The organism is Candidatus Kinetoplastibacterium galatii TCC219, assembly GCF_000340905.1.
In the GTDB taxonomy this organism is placed as follows: Bacteria; Pseudomonadota; Gammaproteobacteria; order Burkholderiales; family Burkholderiaceae_B; genus Kinetoplastidibacterium; species Kinetoplastidibacterium galati.
In genome coordinates, this window is sequence record NC_020284.1 from 622,767 (window position 1) to 645,610 (window position 22,844).

Sequence of the window (22,844 nt, forward strand, 5' to 3'; positions counted from 1 at the left end):
ATGAATACAATGCTTCCATTAATTATAGAGTTGCTTACTGAAGAGTTACCACCTAAAAAATTACAAGAATTGGAAAAAACTTTCGCAAATACTATAAAATCCTTTCTAGAAAAATATAAATTAATTAAACCACATTGTCAGATAAACAGTTTTTCTACCCCTAGGAGATTGGCTGTCTATTTTTCAGAAGTATCTGGTAGATCTTCTGAGGAAATGTTCACAGAAAAGTTAATGCCTAAAAAAATAGGTTTTTCAGATGACGGCACACCTACTAAAGTTTTACTTAAAAAATTATCCTTGAAAGGAATAGATGCTAAGAACTATCAGGAAAAAATTAAAATAGAAAATTATGGAAAACAAGACTACATAATAATTAATTATACAAATCCTGGTAAAGATCTATATGAGATATTACAACAATCTTTACAAGAAGCAATTATTAAAATCTCAAATAGCAATGTAACAATGAGATACCAGACAGATTCAAATATTACAGTTAAATTTATCAGACCAGCACACAACTTATTAGCGGTTTGGGGGAATGATAAACTAGAAATTAACTTGTTGGGAATAAAATCAACATATGAAACATTTGGTCATAGATTTCTATCAAATAATTTGATTAAAATAGAGTATGCCAAACAATATGAATCTGTACTAGAAAATATAGGGAAAGTAATACCATCATTTTGTAAGCGCAAAGAATACATTAAACAACAATTGCTACAATCCTCTAGTAATTTAGAATACTCTTTAGGAGATGAAGATAACTTCAACTCTTTGTTAGAAGAAGTAACTGCATTAGTAGAATATCCAGTAGTTTATATGGGATCTTTTGATAAAAAATTTCTAGAATTGCCAAAAGAATGTCTTGTGTTGACCATGCGTATACATCAAAAATATTTTCCTTTATTTAACAAAACATCTGGTCTTATAACAAACAAATTCTTAATAGTTAGCAATATAAAAACCTCAAATCCTAATAATATAATAAATGGAAATCAAAAAGTTATACAGCCAAGGTTGGAAGATGCACAATTTTTTTATAACTTTGATAAAAAAAAATCACCTATAGAAAATGTTGGCAAGCTAAAAAGTATAATTTATTACAATAAACTAGGAACTCAGCTTGATAGAGTCGATAGACTCAGATTTATATCAAAATACATAGCAAATACTATACACTCAGACGAATATTTAGCAGATAGAGCGGCTTTATTATCAAAAACAGATTTAGAATCATTAATGGTAGGAGAATTTCCAGAATTGCAAGGAATTATGGGTGCATATTATGCGAGAAATTTTGAAGAACCTGAGGAAGTTGTATTAGCTATAAAGAACCAATATTTGAATAGATTTAATATGCCTCTAGATGCTAGAAGCGTAACATCTGCTATATTGTTCTTAAGCGAAAGAGTGGAAATGATAATTGGCTTTTTTGGTATTGAAATATATCCGACAGGAGAAAGTGATCCTTTCGGTTTGCGTAGAGCTGCTATAGGGATAATTAGCGTTTTTGAAAAAATAAAACAATCTCATAAGTTATTTAATAATCTAGATATATATAAATTAATGGAAATCACATTATCTAGTTTTGATAACATCATGGAAAAAGACACTATTAAAAAATCTATAGATTTTATTTATGAAAGATATCGATACCAATTGTTTAATAAGTTTGAAAAAGATATTGTAGAATCAGTTATATACATAAAACCACCATTACATCAGGTTTTATCTAGAATAGAAGCTCTTACCCTATTTAAATCTAAACTTGAATTATCTTCAAAAATATTTTCTGTTAACAAACGTATAGTTAATATTCTGAAGAAAAATGTTGTTGAGTCAGAAATAGTTGATGAAAGCTTACTAATAGAAAAAAGCGAAAAATTACTTTTTTCATGTATAAAAAACATTGAGAAGAAAAATGAAGAGCTATTAAGCAGTGAGAATTTTACAGAATGTTTAAATAATTTAGCCAGTATAGATAATCTTACAGATACTTTCTTTAAAGAAGTAATGATAATTACAGAAGATAAAGCTGTTAGAGATAATAGAATATTATTATTGAATCTATTGAAAAATGTTATAAATACTATAGGAGACTTGTCAATTATAAGTACATGATTGTATGAATAATATAATTATAATACCTATAATATTTTTTAAAAAGTAATCGAATATTTAATTCTTTACAAAATTCCGTCAATACTACTATCTACTACTTAAAATAGCAAATGATTTGCTATCCAACGATGAGATATAGTTTTTACTAATTTCAATATGGAAAATCTTAATAAATGATTAAAACAGGTATTGTATACTTTCGCTCTATGATTTATCGGATATTCATATCAACTACTATTATTATATGTTCTTTTACATACATATTCCTTATTTTTTTACCAGCAAGATACAGATATAAGATACTATCTTGGTGGCCTAAGATAGTATTACATGGTGCAAAATTTATATGTGGCCTTAATTGGACTATTAAAGGAATTGAAAATATACCGCTAAATGGAAATTTTATAATCTTATCAAATCATCAATCTGTTTGGGAAACTTTATTTTTTATTTCAGAACTACCAAAAAATATTTGCTATGTTTATAAAAAAGAGTTGCATTGGATACCTTTCTTTGGATGGGGGTTAGCTCTACTAGATATGATTCCTATCAACAGATCAAAAAGTAGTACTGCTCTAAGAGAAATGATGAAAAAATGGAAAGAAAAATTGGATGGGAAATGCTGCCTTGTGATTTTTCCAGAAGGATCCAGAAAACCTAGCAATAAAATTGGGCAATTTAAGCTAGGTGGAGCTATTCTTGCTACAGAAACAAAAAGCAACATAATTCCTGTAGCTCATAACTCCGGCACTTTTTGGAAAATTAACAGCATGGCTATATACCCTGGAAATATTAGCATTTCTATTGGGCCAATGATACAAGTAAAAAAATATAAAAACGCAGAAGAAGTTAATAAGGCATCATACGAATGGATTAAAGATGAAATTTTAAAGACTGATAGCAAGAATATTTAATTCAAGGCGCCGTGACAGTGTTTATATTTCTTGCCACTACCACATGGACACGTTTCATTTCTTTTAGTCTTACTAAATTTCTTATTAAAATCATCATTGTTAGCAAAAACATCATTGTCTGACTTATTATTTAATTTTATATCTATAATCATTAAGTTACGTACAATATCGTGACGAATCTTATCTAACATAACTGAAAAATACTCAAACGCTTCCCTTTTATATTCTTGTTTAGGATTCTTTTGAGCATAACCTCTTAAATGAATACCTTGTCGCAAATATTCCAACATAGATAGATGCTCTCTCCAATGATAATCTATTGATTGCAACAAAAACAACTTCTCTACACCTGTATATGATTCTTTTATAAGATTTCTTTTTTGACTATAGATAAAAAATACTTTTTTATTTAATGAATTCAATAAATCAAAGTCATTAGAACCAGAATTACTTAATAAATCTAAAATATTTATACTAATCTGAAACTCTGACTCGAGTCTTTTCTGCAAATCTGCAATGTTCCATTGGTCTGAAACTGAATTAATTGGAACATATTCACGAAATATTCCAGAAATAACATCCTTAAACATTTCATCTATAAATTCTATCAATGAGTTACTTTCTAGTACTTCATTTCGTTGGCTGTATATTATATTTCTCTGTTCATTTGATATATTATCATACTCTAACAATTGTTTTCTTATATCAAAATTACGACTTTCAACTTTATGTTGCGCTGACTCTATAGCACGATCTACCATACCTGATTTTATAGCTTCACCGTATGGTAATTTTAAATGATCAATAATATAACGCAATTTATCTCCAGCAAAGATACGCATTAATTGGTCATCTAAAGATAGATAAAAACAAGATGATCCAGGATCACCCTGCCTGCCTGATCTTCCCCTCAATTGATTATCAATTCTTCTAGATTCATGTCTCTCTGTTCCAATTACCCTCAAGCCACCAGATTGCTTTACTAGTTCATTTTTAGATTTCCATTCCTCACGTATATCAGATATAGCTTTATTTTTTTTAAAATCTTCTAATTTAACATTCTTTAAAATATCACTTATTAGTCTATCTATGTTTCCACCGAGAACAATATCTGTTCCTCGGCCTGCCATATTTGTTGCAATAGTTATGGATCCTGGTTTACCAGCCTCAGCAACAATTATAGCTTCATCAGCGTGATGCTTAGCATTCAAGACATTATGTTGCAAGCCTTGTTTTTTCAATAATCTAGATAGATATTCAGAACTTTCAATATTTGGAGTTCCAACTAATACAGGCTGACTTCTTTTATAACAATCTAATATATCATTGATAATAGCTTCATACTTCTCTTTATCAGTTTTATATATATGATCATTTTCATCTTTACGTATCATCGGCTTATTTGTAGGAATAACAATAGTCTCTAGATTATATATTTCCTGAAATTCAAAAGCCTCTGTATCTGCTGTACCAGTCATGCCAGACAGCTTATTATACATTCTAAAATAATTTTGAAATGTTATAGAGGCTAAAGTTTGATTTTCACTCTGTACACTAACACCTTCCTTAGCTTCAATCGCTTGATGTAAACCATCTGACCAGCGTCTTCCTGTCATGAGTCTACCAGTAAACTCATCTACTATTATAACCTCATCTCCTTGTACCACATAATGACGATCACGAAAGAATAGATTCCAAGCCCTTAATGCAGAAAGAACATGATTTATAAGATAAACATTATTGTGATCATATAAAGAAACACCTTGTTTTAATAACCCCTTCTTTTTTAATATATCTTCGATTTTTTCATGACCGCGTTCAGATAAATAAACTTGCTGATTTTTCTCGTCTACCCAGAAATCTCCATTGAGTTCATTCCCTTGTTGATCGGGCTCATTCTCCATACGCATCAATAATGAAGGAATTTCGTTTATTTTAATATATAAATCACTACTATCTTCAAAAGAACCTGAAATTATCAATGGAGTACGAGCTTCATCTATTAAGATAGAATCTACCTCGTCTACTATTGCATAATTTAGTGAACGTTGACGTCTATTATCTAGCGAATACTCCATATTGTCGCGCAAATAATCAAACCCAAATTCATTATTAGTTCCATATGTTATATCTGCTAAATAAGCTTCTTTTTTTTCTTTAGAAGTTTGTTGCGATAAAATAACCCCAGTAGATAATCCTAAAAAATTATATAGTTTACCCATCCATTCAGCGTCTCTACGAGCTAAATAGTCATTTACAGTCACAACATGTACTCCTTTACCAGTAATTGCATTAAGATATACAGGTAAGGTTGCTGTCAAGGTCTTACCTTCTCCAGTACGCATCTCAGCAATCTTCCCATTATGTAAAGCAATTCCTCCAAGGATCTGAACATCAAAATGACGCATACCATAAACTCTTTTGCTAGCCTCTCTAACAACAGCAAAAGCCTCTGGTAATAAATCATCTAAACTCTTACCCAAAGCATAATCATCACGAAATTTTTCTGTTTTGCTACGTAACTCGCTATCGGATAATTCTGATATCCTATATTCAATATTATTAATAATATTAACCAAGACCTGATATTGTTTTAACAATCTATCATTGCGACTACCAAAAATTTTTTTCAATAAATTGAATATATTAGAAAACAAAATGATAAGACCCCATTTTTTATAAAATTTTAACAATTAATACTAAATTTTTATACTAACCTAATAGAAATAAAACAGTAAAAATTGTTTGTTTGATAAATAAAGAATAAATTGGTAAAGAAAAGCAATCTGTATAAAAATGTTATTTATAACCAATTTAAAAAATATATTCCTACAAATTGTAATTATAGTACTATGGACATTTCAAAACAAACTAAGAGTTATAACTGCAAAGTAATTGATTGGCTAAGCTCAAACAATCAAATCAATGAAACGCTGTCTGTCGCATATAACTATATACAAATAAAACAATTAATATCAAAAGTACTACCTGATTACTTAAAAAACTCATTTCATATAATAAAAACTGAGAAAAGCAGCATAACCATAGCAGTAGAGAGTGCGATTTACGCTACTCGAGTACGTCAATTATCATTATCAATAGTAAATGAGGCAAAAATTACTTATAACAAAAACATAGAAACTATAAAAATCAAAATAATCAATGATTATGTGCCATTAAAAACAAAAACCATCAATAAACAAAAGAACCGTATACCAAACAAAGGGATAAGATCTTTTGAACAATTACAAGAAAATTCCAAACCTGGACCACTAAAAGATGCTATCCGTAGATTGATAGAACATCATAAATCATAAAAGTTAATTAATACAATACTGCATAAATAATGTCAATATAGAGGTGTTTCATAGTTATTCCTCACAACCTCCCAAGAATCACTTTTGCTTAATAGTAGATTAACAAGCTTAGCATTCAAAGAATGTCCCGATCTATGAGCTACAAAACGACCTAATAAAGGTTTACCTAATAAATATAAATCTCCTATGGCATCTAGAACTTTATGTTTAACAAACTCATCTTTATATCGCAAACCATTCTGATTTAAGATCCTAAAATCATCCATTACTATGGCATTATCGAAGCTACCACCACAAGCAAGTCCAATTGAATTTAATGATTTTAGCTCATTAATAAATCCGAACGTACGAGCTTTTGCAATATCTTTAATATAAGAGTCCTTAGATATATCTATTTCTATATAGTTAGCTGTGGAAGAAATCACAGGGTGTTTGAAATCAATTGAAAAAGCTATAACAAATCCGTTATAAGGTTCTAGTCTAGCCCATTTCTTGTTATCCCCTCCTCCTTCAGATATCTCTACAACATCCGTAATTCTAATAAAATCTTTAAAAAATTCTTGCTCCTTAATATGAGCACGCTCCAATAGATCAACAAAACAATCTGAGCTGCCATCTAAGATAGGAATTTCTTCAGAATTTACGTCTATATGTATGTTATCAATACCTAATCCATGTAAAGCTGACATTAGATGCTCTATTGTTGATATTCTAACACTGCCTTTTTGCAATACAGTAGCAAGACGCATATCACTAATATATTCAGCTTTTGCTGGTATATCTACGATATCATGAAGATCAACTCTATGAAAAATAACTCCAGTATTTACCTCTGCTGGACGTAATACAATTCTAGCCATTTTGCCAGAATGTAAACATATACCTGTAACACTAACTGGTACACTAATAGTACATTGTTTAAACATAACGCGCTCTTTGTTAATATCATGACATTAGATAAGTTCTATAAGCACAACACATGAAACAAAGAAAAAATTATCAATAATATACAACTAATCCACCTTCTTTCTCAAAAAAGAAGGTATATCAAAGTTATCAGACTCTGTTTGCTTCTCCTCAAAACCATGATTTCTTGTACGAGGATTGTGTATTACAGATGGAGAGTTTATTTTATTATGATCATTCTTATTTAAATTAGATTGCTTGGTCATTTCTTTACGATCTATAGTATCCCGTTTGACAGACGTACTTGACAATGATTTTCCTAACCCAGTTGCAACAACAGTAACTCTGAGCTCATCTCCCATTGAATCATCATATGCATTTCCAAAAATAACAGTTGCGTCTTCTGAAGCATAGCCTCGAATAGTTTCCATAATTTCTCGAGTCTCCCGCATCTTTAAAGATCTACTAGATGTTATATTTACCAGTAACCCCCTAGCTCCGTGCAAATCTATTCCTTCTAATAATGGGCAAGCAATGGCCTGCTCTGCTGCCAACTTAGCTCTATCTGTACCATTAGCAGCAGCAGTACCCATCATAGCTTGTCCTTGCTCGCCCATGATTGTACGTACATCTTCAAAATCAACGTTCACATTCCCTTCTACATTTATTATCTCTGCTATGCCAGCACAAGCATTATTCAATACACTATCTGCTGATTTAAAACAATCTTCTTGCGTAGCTTCTTCATTCATAAATGAATACAAATTTTCGTTTAATATAACAATTAAAGAATGTACATGTTTAGCAAGTTCAGCTATTCCTTCTTCTGCAACGCGCAAACGTTTATTGCCTTCAAACGAAAAAGGTTTAGTGACAACTCCTACTGTTAAAATACCTAATTCTTTGGCAATCTCTGCTACTACTGGACTTGCTCCTGTCCCAGTGCCACCGCCCATTCCTGCTGTGATAAATACCATGTGCGCACCTGATAATGCTAAACGAATCTCTTCTCTAGCTGTTTCAGCATAAGATCTACCTTGCTCAGGTTTTGCTCCTGCACCTAAACCTGTATGTCCAAGACTAATTTGTACAGGGGAATTTGTAGCTGCAAGTGCTTGTGCATCAGTATTAGCACATATAAAATCAACACCCTTGACGCCACTACGTATCATATGAGCAACTGCGTTACCACCAGCTCCTCCCACCCCTATCACTTTTATTATTGTGCCTTTAGAATTGCTATCTAAAATTTCAAATTTCATATAGTCCCCTAAGAATTTTTAAGATGTAGTATCAATAGATCATTATATAAATATTTATTTATTTTCCTACTACAACAAGTAATTTATCTTTATTAATTAATAAAATCACTATATATTTCGAGTATAGGACTGATCTAAATTTGATACGTAAACTACTTGATGATGGTTCTATAAAAAATAACTATATATCTCATTATTCATGTCAGAAGATAAACATCTATGTAAGATATAAGAATGATTTAATTTAATCTATTATGACAATAAATCTAGAATTTTCTATTTCTTATCTTACAAGATGCTTCTGACAATATAAATAAACATAGTTCGCTATAATCTATTCCCGCAGCTTTTGCCGCTGTTGGAACAAGTGAGTGATCAGTCATACCAGGAGAGGTATTAATTTCTAATAACCAAGGATTATCATCCCTGTCTAGTATAAAATCTACACGAGCCAAGCCATCACATCCAATTGCATTATATGCCTTAATAGAAATATCACTAATAATATCTATTACGCGATTAGAAAGAATTGCTGGACATACATATTTAGTTTCATCTGAAAAATATTTATGCTCGTAATCATAGTTTCCATTTGGCGTAATTATCTCTATAATCGGCAAAATTCTCATGCCACTTCTAGACCTCATAATAGATACTGTCAACTCTCTACCATCGATAAATTTTTCTGCAAAAACCTCATTATCAAAATTTATAGCATTATAATAAGCAGCCTCAATATTCTCAAAAACATCTACTTTGCTAATACCAACAGTAGATCCTTCATGAACTGGCTTAATCATTAACGGAAATCCTAGGTTATTAGCAGCGATAGTTAAACTACTAATGTCGCTAATATGCTCAAATTTTGATGTTGGCAAACATTTTTGCGTCCAAATTTGCTTAGACAAGACCTTATTCATAGCAATACCAGATGCCAAATGTCCACTACCAGTATATGGTATACCTAATAATTCTAAAACACCCTGGATAATTCCATCTTCGCCAAACCTACCATGGAGAGCTATGAAAACTCTATCAAAATTCAATTCAGGAAGAGATATTAGTGCAGTTCTTCCTGTATCAAACAAATGAGCATCAACTCCTGATTCTAAAAGAGAATTATAAATAGTCATTCCAGAAATCAGCGAAATTTCTCTTTCTGAAGAGCATCCGCCATATAATACTCCTACTTTACCAAAATTCATTATTTTCCTAATTCTCTGAATTGGGAGGCTATTTTCCCTATGGAACCGGCTCCCATCAAAATTACTATATCGCCATCACAGGCTAAATTAAAAATCATTTTAGGTAAAGTTGAAACATCATTTATAAAAATAGGATCAATCTTACCGAATAATCTAATTGCTTTTGATAAAGCTAATCCGTCTGCTTCTACTATATGATCCTCGCCTGCATCATAAACTTCAGTTAGTAATAATATATCAGAATCACTTAAAACTTTTACGAAATCTTCAAAACAGTCTCTAGTACGGGTATATCTATGAGGCTGAAAAACTAATACTATTCTTCTTTTTGGCCATACACCTCGTGCGGCCAATATTGTAGCTTCTATCTCTCTGGGATGATGTCCATAATCATCTATTAATATAAATTTACCTCCACCATTCTTATCTAAAACATAGAAATCATCTATATATGAAAACCGTCTACCAACTCCACGAAATGAGTTAAGCGAACTACAAATATCATCATCAGATATGCCTAACTCAGTCGCGATAGCAACTGCTGCTAAGGCATTCCTAATATTATGTATTCCAGGTAAATTTAATTCTATGCTAATCGGCTTTAAAATATTATCATCTTGATAATGTCTATTAACATCAAATAACATTTTCATGCCATTAACTCTTACGTTACACGCTTTAACGTTAGCACTGACATCTAAACCATAGGTTGTTATAGGTCTTGATATATAAGGCATAATTTCACGAATATTAGCATCATCTATACATAAAAAAGCACTACCATAGAAAGGTAATCTCTGAGTAAATTCCAAAAATGCCGCTCTCAACTTACTTACATCATGACCATAAGTATCCATGTGATCAGAATCAATATTAGTTATAACCGCCATTACTGGTAACAAATTCAAGAAGGAACCATCTGATTCATCTGCCTCAACTACAATATAGTCCCCCTTTCCTAATGCTGCATTTGATCCTATAGAATTTAAAACTCCTCCTATCACAAAAGTAGGATCTAGTCCACCTAGTCCAAGTACACTTGCTATTAAACTAGTAGTAGTGGTTTTTCCATGAGTTCCTGCTACGGCAATACCCTTTTTTAATCGCATTAACTCAGTTAGCATGATAGATCTAGAGACTATGGGTATATTAAGAGCACGAGCAGTCAAAATCTCAGGGTTATTATCATTTATAGCAGTAGATACAACGACAACTTCAGCTGAGGAAACGTTAGAAGACTTATGGCCTATATTTATCATAGCACCCATCGAGCGTAGCTGGACAATAACTTCAGATTCTCTTATATCAGAACCACTTATACAATATCCCAAATTAAGGAGAACAGTAGCTATACCACTCATCCCAGAACCACCGATCCCGATAAAATGTATATTTTTTATTCTATGCTTCATAAATACTTTTTTTAAACGATTCACAAGTATCAATAATCTGATCTAGTGTATATGGATTAACAAATTGATTAGCTTTCATAGCAATTTTACACAATTCGCTACGTGATCTTTGTTTCAACCAAGATGCTAACCATTCTGGGCTGACATTATCCTGATGAACCACCCAAGCAGCATCAGAATCAATAAGAAATTTTACATTTTCCATCTGGTGGTTATCAACTGCATAAGGAAAAGGAATAAAAAGAGCAGCTACTCCTATGGCAACTATTTCTGAAACTGTAATTGCCCCAGCCCTACATATAACAAAATCTACATCTGACAAAACTCTTGCCACATCTTCTATATAATCTATACAATCTGCTATAACGCCTAATTTACTGTAATTTTGGCAAAGCTGCTTTATATGTTTTTCTCCTGACTGGTGTATCACACAAGGTCTTTCTTCTATTGGTAATAAAGATAAAGCAGAAGGCACTAGAGAATTTAAACTTTGCGCCCCTAAACTACCACCTAACACAAGCAATCTCAATTTACTATTGTTACGAGAACCATATCTAGTTTCTGGAGGTTCAAATGAATACATGGAAGGACGTATTGGGTTACCTACGCACTTTGCGTTTGGTAAAACATTGGAATATCCGCTAAATATGATTTTAGCAAATCTAGCTAACAGCCTATTAGCTCTACCAGCTATAGCATTCTGCTCGTGTATAACTAATGGTATACCTTTTAAAGCTGCTACTAAACATATTGGTACTGTTATATATCCTCCCATGCCTAATATGAAATTAGGCTTCATATTAGATAACATTTTCCAGGAAGAAACTAGTGAATCAAAGAAATGCAAAGGAAAACTAATTATTGATCTAGCGCTATTATTTGGTAAACCATTAAAATTTAAAGGTATTAATTCTATGTTAGAACGAGAAACTAAAATTCCTTCCATCTTTTCTGGATTACCTATCCATATAACTTTCCACCCTTTTTTTATTAACATTTTTCCCAATGTTAAACCAGGAATAATATGTCCAGCTGTTCCTCCAGCTACAATCATGACTAAATTCATTCTTAAAAAAGCACCTCTTTAAAGTACATAGCTCTTAAATATATTGATTGTTGCTTATTTTCTTAGAAGCATAGACCTTACACAATCTGTAAAAACTTTACCACGATGTGCATACCCATTGAACATATCAAAACTAGAACAAGCAGGGGATAATAAAACAGTATCCCCAGGATGTGCAAGTCTAGAGGAGATTTCTACTGCCTCTTTCATATCATGTGAAAATCTATATATCAAAGAAGTTTTACTAAGAAGATCAGCAATTTCTAAAGAGGCAACTCCGATCAATACAATAGCACGAGCGTGATTAACTAAACCCGGGATTAATGGTAAGAAATCTTGATTTTTACCCAACCCGCCCAATATTAGCACTGATTTAGATTCTATACTTTCTAGCGCAGCTATTGTAGAAGCCACATTAGTACTTTTACTATCATCTACATAATTAATTTTATTTATCTCACATACCCACTGTATCCTATGAGGCTCCCCAGTATAATTAATCAAAGTAGACAATGCTTCACTCACCTTCAATCCTACAGATTTGCAAAGTTGTATAGATGCCAGAACATTTAAAATATTATGCATGCCTTTTATTCTTAAAGAACTAGTTGGAAGCAAATATTCAAGATTATTGTGATTTAAATCAGTGGAATTATTAACTAGGTAATCATTTTTACAGTTATTTACTAACCACTTTTGATGATTTTTTAAAGATAAACCAACATCATTTCTCTTAGTAGGTTCATCAATCCCAAAGCTATTTATGATATGATTGCCTAATGTAGCAGACATTCTTAATACCACAGGATCACTACGATTTATCAAAGCTATCTTAGATAACTTTAATAATTTAATCTTAGATTCCCAGTAGTCTTCTTTACTACCATGCCAATCTATATGATCTTGAGTTAGATTAAGAATTACAGAAACATCCGGATGTAAAGAATTCATGTAATTAATCTGAAAACTTGATAATTCAAGCACCCATAAGCTAGGTAAGCTTTCTTCATCGATAACATCCATTAATACTCTAATAGCAGCAGGACCAATATTACCTGCACATTTAACTGATATTCCACAATTACAAAATATCTTATAGGTTAAAGAAGTAACAGTTGTTTTTCCATTAGTACCTGTTACAGCAAGCACTTGAGGAATATAATTTTTAGTATATTTTAAATATTTTAGTGCTCTAGCAAATACTTCTATCTCTCCTATAACTTCTATATTGACAGATATTGCACTACTTATAAGATTTTTAACAACTGCACTATTGGGTGATAATCCAGGACTTATGATTACCAAAGAAACCCCATCTAATAAATCTAATCTAAAATTATCTCTGTAACCTAATTTATATTCTACATAACTATCATTAACTATTGATCTAAGTTTATCTAGGCCAATAGGTTTAATATTTGTATCAACAATTCTTAGTCTTAAGCCTTGTCTATAATACCATATTGCTGAATAACATCCGGACTCACCTAGTCCTAGTATCAAAACTGTAGATTTTTTAATATCATCTAACTTATACATAACGTTGCTACACTTATAACTGCTAACAGCATACTCAAAATCCAGAAACGGATAACTACTTGAACCTCACTCCAGCCGCTAATTTCAAAATGATGATGCAGAGGTGTCATTTTAAATATTCTGCGACCAATACCATATTTTTTCTTTGTGTATTTAAACCAAGAAACTTGCAAGATAACAGATAAAGTCTCAATCACAAAAATACCACCCATGATTACTAGATTAATCTCCTGTCTAGTAATAACAGCTATGGAACCTAAAGCTCCACCCAGCGCCAAAGAACCGACATCTCCCATGAAAATACTAGCAGGATATGCATTAAACCATAAAAAAGACAATCCAGAACCAACTAGAGTAGCGCAAAGAACTAACAACTCACTTGTTCCTGGAACATATGGTAATGATAAATAGTTAATACGATTAATATCTCCTACTAAGTAAGCAAATAAAGCTAGTGATGAAGCGACCATGATAATTGGAAAGATTGCCAAACCATCGAGACCATCTGTTAAATTAACAGCATTACTTGTCCCAACTATAACAAAACAAGATAAAAAAACAAATCCAAATATGCCAAAAATATAGCTAAAATTACCTATCATAGGAACAAATAAAGCTATGTCTGTTGACAGAAATTTGTATAGCAATTCTGCTATTTTTATTTGTCCTGTAAATATCACATAATCTGTGCTTGTATAAAAACTTACAAATACGATAGTTATAGATGATAATAAACTAAAGAATAATAACGAAATAAATTTGACTCTTGCTGTTAATCCTTCTGGATTCCCATATTTCACCTTGTAATAATCATCCAGCAATCCTATCATACCAAATGAATATGTTACAAAACATACAATCCATATAAAAATATTAGACAAGTCTGACCATAAAAAAATACTAACCGCCATAGATAACAATATAACCAAACCACCCATAGTAGGTGTACCATTTTTCACATTATGTGTCTGCGGGCCACATAATCTAATAGACTGACCAATATTCATTAAAGATAAATGTTTTATAGCAAAAGGAAAATTAAAAAAGATATAATAGAAGAAGTTATAAATGCAAAAAAAGCCCTAACAATCAGATTATGGAATAAATAAAACTGAATATTAAAAAATATAGAAATTTTAAAAACACTTCTGGTCCCTATTACGTATTTTTTTGAAAAAGATCTTACAATATCCTCCATAGCCATAAAACGTGATCCTTTAATGAGAATACTAGCTTTTTCATATTTGGTTAGTAATGAAACAATATCCTCTATAGATTCGCAGACTATAGCATTAATTCCAAAAGCAAATGCAGTATGTTTACTATTCATTCCAATTGTAATTAATTTATCAATGCCATTATTTATAGCATAAAAACCTATCTCTTTATGTAACTCAACAAATCCTGATCCAGTCTCTCCCATGTCACCAAACACAAGAATTTTAACTCCTGGCTGGATTTTTAATACATCTATAGCAGCCAAAGCAGAATCAGGATTTGAATTATATGTATCATCTATTAGTAAAATATTTTCATTTAATTGATAGAATTTCATTCTTCCACAAATTGACTCAAAAGATTCTAACGATTTCATAGAATCAGTTAGTTTTAAATCCATAGCTATGGAAACAGAAATAGATGCTAAAGCATTGCGTAAATTATGCTCTCCCGGAATAGGAAGAATAAAAGGATGCTCTCTATTTTTAAATACTAAATTACAACTTACATTGTTACATCCGCACTTTATATCTTTTGCATAAACGTCACAATCATCAGAAAAACCGAAAGTGACGCTATCTAATTTTCCAGTAATACTATCCCAAAGCCCAGAATATTTATCATCTCCTGGATATACTACTATCCCATTGCTAGGCAAAAATTTTATTGAGCTACCATTTTCTACTGCTACATTATAAACATTACCTAGAAATTCTTGATGTTCACGTTGAGCATTCGTAATAACAACTATAGTCGGAGCAGAAATGCTAGACAAAATACCTATTTCACCAGCATGATTCATACCTAATTCTAATACTGCTGCCTTATGATTTCCACGTAATCTAGACAACGTTAATGGAACTCCTATTGAATTATTCAAGTTTCCATCTGTTATCAGGCAATTTTTCTTCTCATATATATCTACAAGTATCTTTGCAATCATTTCTTTGGTAGTTGTTTTACCATTACTACCAACAACAGCCACGACTGGCAAGTTATATTTCCTTCTATAAGTAGATCCTATGCACATCAAAGCATCCTTAGTGTCATCTACAAGTATCTGAGGAATATTTACTCCTTCAACCCTTCTAGATACAACAGCTGCACATGAACCAGCATCTTTAGCTTTGTTTAGATAATCATGAGCATCAAACTTATCTCCTACTATTGCGATAAACAACTCATCACTTTTTAAGCTTCTAGTATCAATAGAAATTCCTTTAATGACAGGTAACAACATGGCTAATCTAGCCCATTGACAATCATCAAAAAATATTTTTTTATTTGAATTTTCTTGATAACTTTCATGTCCTTTTCCTGCTAACAGTACTATATCTTTATCTTTAGCAGAATAAATTGAAAGCAAAATCGATAAAGCTCTATTAGGCTCCACATGAACTGAAGATGTATCGCTAAAAACACCAGAAAGCATATCCTCTATAATACTATCAGGGTTTTCCATACGAGGATTGTCACTTGTGATAAATACCATGTCAGAATAACTTATGGCAACTTTTGTCATCTCAGGTCTTTTACTAATATCACGATTTCCACCACAGCCAAATAAACTAATTAACTTTCCACCTGAGTTTTTGGCAATAGGATTTAATGTCTTTAAAACATTAAACAAAGCATCTTTCGTATGAGCAAAATCAACTAAAACTGTAGGGAAAGCAAGTTTTCCTATTTTTATAGGAATAACTCTCTGTAGTCTTCCAGGAATAGAAGTAAGTGATTCTATCATCTTTGGTATCACATCTATCGGTAAATTTAAAGCAATCAAAACACTTACGACAAGCAATATATTAGAAATATTATAATTTCCTATAACATCAATATTAATATGTAAAGAATTATCATGAAATTTTAATAAAAAAACCTGACCACTAATATTTGATCTTATGTCAGTTGCATACACATCAGCAAATGGATTTATATCTTCTGTAGAAAACAATAAACTTTTGGATCTAGGCAATTTTTTGGATAATCTTTTTCCAAAACTATCATCTAAGTTTATTATAAATTTTTCTATTCCTAAGATGCTAAATAAATGACTTTTTGATCGCTCATAACTATAAATATCTTTATGATAATCCAGATGATCACTAGTAAGATTTGTAAAAGCAGCCACCTTTATATTTAGACCACATAATCTTCCTTCTTCTAGACCAATTGAAGATGCTTCCATGGCTACTATTTTAACACCTAGTCTATACATCATAAATATAATCCAGTGTAAAGACAAAACATCTGGAGTTGTTAAACCTTTATATAATAATTTATTGCCAGGAATAAAAGCACCCAATGTACCTATTGTTCCACATAAAAAACCATAGTTATTTAAAGCTTGTGCTATCCATTGAACACATGATGTCTTTCCATTTGTCCCTGTTACTGCTATCAGAGTGATTTTATTAGAAGAATTTCCATACCATTGATTAGCTAAGTCGCCTAACATTTTTGATAAATTTGATACAACTAGAACATTATCTTTATCAATCACTAATGATTCCAAATTGTTTACAAAATCAATCAAGACTGCTGAAGCCCCATTAGATACAGCATCATCAATATAGAAATAACCGCTTGTCTGATAACCGCTACAAGCTATGAATACATCTCCAGGGGAAACACATCGTGAATCAGAACATAACCTTGAATTTTCATATGTTCTTTTCTTCAACCAAGATATTAAAAAACTAATATCATAGACATGGTCTGACCTATAACTAAATTCACTCATAATACTTGTTGCCTACCTATATAGTTAGTTATTGTGGCTATGCACTATAAGCTATGATGTTTTATAATAAAATCGGTCAAATATCTTAAACTGCTATAACTATTTTCAAAATTTCAAAAAATTAGAAAATGGAACTACAGTACGTTCTGCAACACGCAATACAGCAGAACGAGCTCTTTTATTGCCTAAAATCTCGTTATCTTTAGGAAATACTCTCTCTAAAGATCGCAAAATCGACTTGGGTAGCTCATTTTCCATTAGTGGTAATTTATGATAAACATCAGATGGATACTCAAAATTCCTTATCATTCTCTTAACTATACGATCTTCTAGGGAATGAAAGCTGATTACTGCTAATCTTCCATAGGGTTTTAATAATTCTACAAATGAAGGGAATGACGAAGATAATTCTTCTAGTTCATTATTAATATATATTCTAAGAGCTTGAAATGTTCTTGTGGCTGGATGCTTTCCTTTTTCATTCTTATGCACAACACTAGAAACACAATCTACTAGATCAGTGGTTGTGCATATTGGTTTTATTTTTCTTCTAGCTACAATTTCTTTCGCAATTTTTGTAGCAAATCGTTCTTCACCATACTCAAATATTACTTTTCTTATATCATTAAGATCAGCTTTTTCCAACCATTTAGCTACGGAAATGCCTCTGGTTGTATCCATTCTCATGTCAAGCGGACCTTTATGCAAAAATGAAAATCCTCTACATGGATTATCAAGTTGAGGAGAAGAGACACCAAGATCTAACATTATCCCATCTACTTTATCTATGTTTCTTGATAATAATTCTTCTTTCATTTTTACAAAGCTACTATGTATAACCTGAACTCTATTATCTTTCAAAGATAATAGATTAGCTGACTTAATTGCATCAGGATCTTTGTCAAAAACAAATAATTTAGATCTATCGTCTAAATTATCTAATAATTCGATACTATGGCCACCTCTTCCAAATGTGCCATCTACAAAAATACCACTATTTAAATATTGTTTACCTACACATAAATCTCTAACTAACAGAGTATCTACAGTTTCTCTCAACAATACTGGTTTGTGTTTAAATTCACTCATAAGATAAAAAATTTCTTTCTTAATACTAAAATTTCATAAATACAGCTCTGATTATATTAAGACAAAAAGCAGAGCAAATCTGTAGGCCGGATTCTGTATCACATTTGTGATTAGCGATCATTCATCTGCACAAAATTTTGCAAGTTTGTTGTAGCCATCTACCCGCATACTCGAACGGACCATTCTACATAGATAAACTAAACGTATGCCTATTTGATGTTGCTCCAGATAAAGGTTACCGCGTTTCACCATGCAAGGTATCAAGTTTATAACATAAAACAAAACATATCTTTATATAAAAAATCTTGAATCCTTGCTTACTCGTCTCTGTGGCCCTATTTCTTAGTCATATTGGATCTATTATGACTAGGCGGCCGTTAGCCGCTATCTTGTCCTGAGGAGTCCGGACCTTCCTCGATAATTGTTATAAATTACCGCGATCGCCCGATTTACTCTGCATATGCTATTGTATTAGAATTTAATATATTTTATAAGATAATTTTAGTTAAAAATCAAAATCTTAATTAATTTATGACTTTATGGCACATCATCCTATAATTATACTTTCCAAATGCTGTTTATCATACGGAAGTCACTCTATACTTAAAAATGTTGATCTAATAATCAAGAAACAAGATCGCATAGGTCTTATTGGTAGAAATGGTTCTGGAAAATCTTCTTTACTCAAACTATTACAAGGAAAAATAACTTTAGATTCAGGTAAAGTTAATAGAGTATCTGATATAAGCATAAACATGCTAGATCAAGAACCAAATTTAAATGATAAACTTACTGTGTTAGAAGCTATATATGGTCAGGATTTAGATAGCAATGAGCATAATACAGAAAAAATATCTCGCACAAGAAAAATTATAGAAGATCTAGATCTTGTTGGTAATGCAAAGATTGCAAATCTTTCCGGTGGCTCGTATAAAAAAATAGCTATAGCTAAATTGATAATAGAGGAACCTGATCTATTAATATTAGACGAACCAACAAATCATATTGATATAGACACTATTAAATATTTAGAAAAAATATTAATAAATTGGAAAAAAACACTTATTGTTGTTACACATGATCGACATTTTTTAGATGTTGTGGCAAATAAAATTATCGAAATAGACAGAGGCAAGATAATTAGTTTTCCTGGAAATTGGTCAAAATGGGTAGACTACAGAAATAAAAACATAGAATCTGAAAAACAGCAATATGAAAAACTTAATAAATTCATATCTAATGAAGAGGAATGGGCACGTAAAGGAGTAGAAGCAAGAAGAACTCGCAATGAAGGAAGACTTAAAAGGTTAGAAATATTAAGAGAAAAAAAAGAAAATCTGACAATAAAAAATACAAACATCAGTTTATCTATAAATGAGCGAAATCATAAAGGAAAGATAATTTCCGAGTTAAAATCAGTAAGTAAGTCTTTTGATTCTACTAATGTAGTATCAACGTATTCTGGAATTATATTAAAAAAAGATAGGATCGGAATAATTGGACCAAATGGATCTGGTAAAACTACTCTTATAAAAATAATATTAGGTAAATTAAAAATAGATTCAGGAAGTGTATTTGTTAGTGAAGATGTTTCTGTAGCATATTTTGATCAAATGCGAATGCAACTTGATGATAACAAATCAATAGAAGATAATATAAACCCTTCTGGTGAGTGGATTAACTTTGGCAATAACAGAAAACACATAAATAATTACCTAGAAGACTTTCTTTTCTCTGCAGGAATGTCAAAAACACCGATAAAAATGTTATCAGGCGGAGAAAAATCTAGAGTTGTTTTAGCAAAACTATTTCTGCAACCTGCTAATGTTTTGGTTTTAGATGAACCAACAAATGACTTGGATATAGAAACTATAGAGATACTAGAAACAGCTATAAATAATTATTCAGGAACAGTAATATTAGCTAGCCATGATATATCTTTTTTAGAAAACACTATAACTAAGTCTATAATCTATAACGGACAAGGTAAATGGATAAATGATATAGGGAAATTTGAATATAAAGCAGTAAGAAATTCAGAATTAAGTCGTAAAAAAATTAGCAATTCCAATAAAAAAGACAACAACAAAAATTTAAAATCAGATAAAGCAAAAAAACAGAAAATACAACCATGGGAACTAGAAGAGCTTAAAAAAATTCCTTTTACTATACAGAAACTAGAGGATAAACAATTACAGTTAGCGAAAAAACTAGAGCAAAAGGAATTGTACACTGAATCACCAGAACTCATTTCTGTTATAACAGATCAACTCAATAAAGTAAATGATGATATAAAATCATCCTTTGAACGATGGGAGGTATTAGATTCAAAGAATAATCAATAATTTTATAGATTTTTTAAGAAAAGAATTTTATATGCTCCACTGTAGAGTTTCTCCATATGCAAGTGGTACTATATTTAAATTCTTAAACGATATTTTATCAGGAACTATATTTTCATTGCGATAAATGGTCAAAGTTTGCTTATTTCTAGGCAAATTATAGAAATCAGCTCCATGAAAACTAGCAAATTTCTCTAAATTAGATATGCACCCAACATCTTCAAAGATTTTCATATATAAAGAAATTGCATTATAAGAACTGTAACAACCAGCACAACCACAATTATTTTCTTTAGACTTGACGTCATGAGGAGCGCTATCTGTTCCAAGGAAAAATCTTTTATCACCACTTGTAGCTGCCTTAACTAGATATTCTCTATGCAGTTCACTCTTTAATATAGGTAAACAATAATAATGTGGTCTCAATCCTCCTGAAAAAATTATGTTTCTATTATATAGCATATGCTGTGGAGTTATTGTTGCAGCAGTATACTCTGGAGATGAGTACACATAATCAACACCTTCTTTAGTGGAAACATGTTCTATAACAATTTTTAATTCTGGAAATTTTTCTCTCAAAGGAATTATAACTTTATCTATGTAAACTGATTCTCTATCAAAAATATCAACTCTGTGATCAGATACTTCAGCATGAATTAATAGTGGCATTTTAATTCTCTGAAGAGTATCCAAAACTTTAGAGCAGTTTTTAAATAAATCAACTACACCTGCATGAGAATTAGTTGTTGCAGAATTAGGATATAATTTAACTGCGAATACTACACCAGATTCTTTTGCCATTAAGATTTCGTCAGTAGTTGTTGTGTCTGTTAAATATAAAGTCATTAGGGGCTCAAAACATCTCAAATCTCCTCTGATTTTTCCTAGAGAATTAAGAATACTATCTCTATAAGCAACTGCAAGCTTAGTATTAATAATAGGAACACTCAGATTTGGCATAATAATTGCTCTGGCGAATTGCTTGACAGTATCACGAAGTACGAAGTCCAACATATCAGAATGACGTAAATGCAAATGCATGTCATCTGGCATAACGATAGTAATAGATTTGCTCATTTATTTTATTTAATTGATTTTCATTATAAAGTTAAAGAAAGTTATGCATCAACATATGGAGATTTATTCTCTCTAAGACATAGCATTCCTCTTATTAGTCTATAAATAACCCAACTAAACGTTAGCAATATACCAATGTAACCGATATAAATAAATGTTAAAACAATACTGATAGTTAATAGCAACAGGGATAGCCAGAAAGTGTTTAATATCCAATCGAAGTGAGCTGAATATATTGTTCCCCCAAAATCATTTTTTTTCTGGTAGATTATGATTATTGATGCCAAAGACATTGGCCAGAAGACTCCAGATGATAAAAAACCTATAGAAAATAATATATAAACAATATAAGTTAGCGTAAGGTCATCAAAATTGAATTTAGGTGAAGGAAAATTAGAATCACTCATAATACCTGCTCTCCATGAAATTATCATTCAAGTTCTAAAAATACACTCCATATTAATATATTACAAGAAAATAATTAAATACTACGTGATTTAATAACAAAAGGAATAGAGCTACCGGAACGAACTCATGATATTTGGAATGAGATACATAGTCTAGCTATAAGCTTTGCCAGACTATATAATTGATACTGATATTCCTCCACATAAAATATTATGTGAA

At 31.2% G+C, this 22,844-nt stretch carries 16 protein-coding genes and 1 other RNA gene; 4 read left to right on the forward strand and 13 right to left on the reverse strand.

Annotated features, from left to right (window positions below; all coding sequences use genetic code 11):
- Nucleotides 1–2,127, forward strand: coding sequence for a glycine--tRNA ligase subunit beta (glyS, locus tag ST1E_RS02905; protein WP_015389749.1), 2,127 nt, complete (start codon nt 1–3; stop codon nt 2,125–2,127).
- Between the two features lie 173 nt (nt 2,128–2,300).
- Entirely contained in the window at nt 2,301–3,041 is a 741-nt protein-coding gene (locus ST1E_RS02910) for a lysophospholipid acyltransferase family protein (RefSeq protein ID WP_015389750.1), read from the forward strand.
- On the opposite strand, the gene secA is transcribed toward ST1E_RS02910, so the two are convergent.
- Nucleotides 3,038–5,686: a preprotein translocase subunit SecA gene (gene secA / locus ST1E_RS02915; RefSeq protein WP_041186023.1), complete on the reverse strand. Its 2,649-nt coding sequence runs from the start codon at nt 5,684–5,686 to the stop codon at nt 3,038–3,040. The two genes, ST1E_RS02910 and secA, sit on opposite strands and share 4 nt — an antisense overlap.
- A gap of 207 nt (nt 5,687–5,893) precedes the next feature.
- Here secA and ST1E_RS02920 point away from each other — a divergent pair, with 207 nt between their 5' ends.
- Complete coding sequence (locus ST1E_RS02920; RefSeq protein ID WP_015389752.1) at nt 5,894–6,358, forward strand: hypothetical protein; 465 nt, start codon at nt 5,894–5,896, stop codon at nt 6,356–6,358.
- A 32-nt stretch (nt 6,359–6,390) separates the two neighbouring features.
- Here ST1E_RS02920 and lpxC read toward each other — a convergent pair whose 3' ends face one another.
- The 10 genes from lpxC to rnpB all read right to left on the reverse strand — a co-directional run bounded on the left by lpxC (nt 6,391) and on the right by rnpB (nt 19,254).
- Nucleotides 6,391–7,284: a UDP-3-O-acyl-N-acetylglucosamine deacetylase gene (gene lpxC / locus ST1E_RS02925; RefSeq protein ID WP_015389753.1), complete on the reverse strand. Its 894-nt coding sequence runs from the start codon at nt 7,282–7,284 to the stop codon at nt 6,391–6,393.
- 87 nt (nt 7,285–7,371) lie between these two features.
- Nucleotides 7,372–8,526 (reverse strand): cell division protein FtsZ, encoded by a 1,155-nt coding sequence (gene ftsZ, locus ST1E_RS02930; protein ID WP_015389754.1) that lies wholly within the window; start codon nt 8,524–8,526, stop codon nt 7,372–7,374.
- A 266-nt stretch (nt 8,527–8,792) separates the two neighbouring features.
- A complete protein-coding gene (locus ST1E_RS02935; protein WP_015389755.1) occupies nt 8,793–9,731 on the reverse strand; it encodes a D-alanine--D-alanine ligase in 939 nt (312 codons plus the stop codon).
- Nucleotides 9,731–11,143, reverse strand: a complete 1,413-nt coding sequence (murC, locus tag ST1E_RS02940; RefSeq protein ID WP_015389756.1) for a UDP-N-acetylmuramate--L-alanine ligase — start codon at nt 11,141–11,143, stop codon at nt 9,731–9,733. Before murC ends, ST1E_RS02935 begins: the two co-directional genes overlap by 1 nt.
- Nucleotides 11,133–12,197: an undecaprenyldiphospho-muramoylpentapeptide beta-N-acetylglucosaminyltransferase gene (gene murG, locus ST1E_RS02945; RefSeq protein WP_015389757.1), complete on the reverse strand. Its 1,065-nt coding sequence runs from the start codon at nt 12,195–12,197 to the stop codon at nt 11,133–11,135. The genes murC and murG overlap by 11 nt, the downstream gene beginning before the upstream one ends.
- Nucleotides 12,198–12,263: 66 nt before the next feature.
- Nucleotides 12,264–13,748, reverse strand: a complete 1,485-nt coding sequence (murD, locus tag ST1E_RS02950) for a UDP-N-acetylmuramoyl-L-alanine--D-glutamate ligase (protein WP_015389758.1) — start codon at nt 13,746–13,748, stop codon at nt 12,264–12,266.
- Complete coding sequence (mraY, locus tag ST1E_RS03960; RefSeq protein WP_015389759.1) at nt 13,736–14,755, reverse strand: phospho-N-acetylmuramoyl-pentapeptide-transferase; 1,020 nt, start codon at nt 14,753–14,755, stop codon at nt 13,736–13,738. Before mraY ends, murD begins: the two co-directional genes overlap by 13 nt.
- A 14-nt stretch (nt 14,756–14,769) precedes the next feature.
- Entirely contained in the window at nt 14,770–17,709 is a 2,940-nt protein-coding gene (locus ST1E_RS02960) for a UDP-N-acetylmuramoyl-L-alanyl-D-glutamate--2,6-diaminopimelate ligase (protein WP_015389760.1), read from the reverse strand.
- 105 nt (nt 17,710–17,814) lie between these two features.
- Complete coding sequence (gene rsmH, locus ST1E_RS02965; RefSeq protein WP_015389761.1) at nt 17,815–18,798, reverse strand: 16S rRNA (cytosine(1402)-N(4))-methyltransferase RsmH; 984 nt, start codon at nt 18,796–18,798, stop codon at nt 17,815–17,817.
- Between the two features lie 66 nt (nt 18,799–18,864).
- An RNA gene (rnpB, locus tag ST1E_RS03905) (RNase P RNA component class A) lies at nt 18,865–19,254 on the reverse strand.
- 83 nt (nt 19,255–19,337) lie between these two features.
- Between rnpB and ST1E_RS02970 the strand changes: the two genes are divergently transcribed.
- Nucleotides 19,338–21,143: an ABC-F family ATP-binding cassette domain-containing protein gene (locus ST1E_RS02970; protein WP_015389762.1), complete on the forward strand. Its 1,806-nt coding sequence runs from the start codon at nt 19,338–19,340 to the stop codon at nt 21,141–21,143.
- A gap of 27 nt (nt 21,144–21,170) precedes the next feature.
- On the opposite strand, the gene pyrC is transcribed toward ST1E_RS02970, so the two are convergent.
- Complete coding sequence (pyrC, locus tag ST1E_RS02975; RefSeq protein ID WP_015389763.1) at nt 21,171–22,217, reverse strand: dihydroorotase; 1,047 nt, start codon at nt 22,215–22,217, stop codon at nt 21,171–21,173.
- A gap of 41 nt (nt 22,218–22,258) precedes the next feature.
- The gene (locus ST1E_RS02980) at nt 22,259–22,651 is read right to left on the reverse strand and encodes a DUF4870 family protein (protein WP_235043581.1); all 393 of its coding nucleotides are present in this window, start codon (nt 22,649–22,651) and stop codon (nt 22,259–22,261) included.
- Nucleotides 22,652–22,844 lie beyond the last annotated feature (193 nt).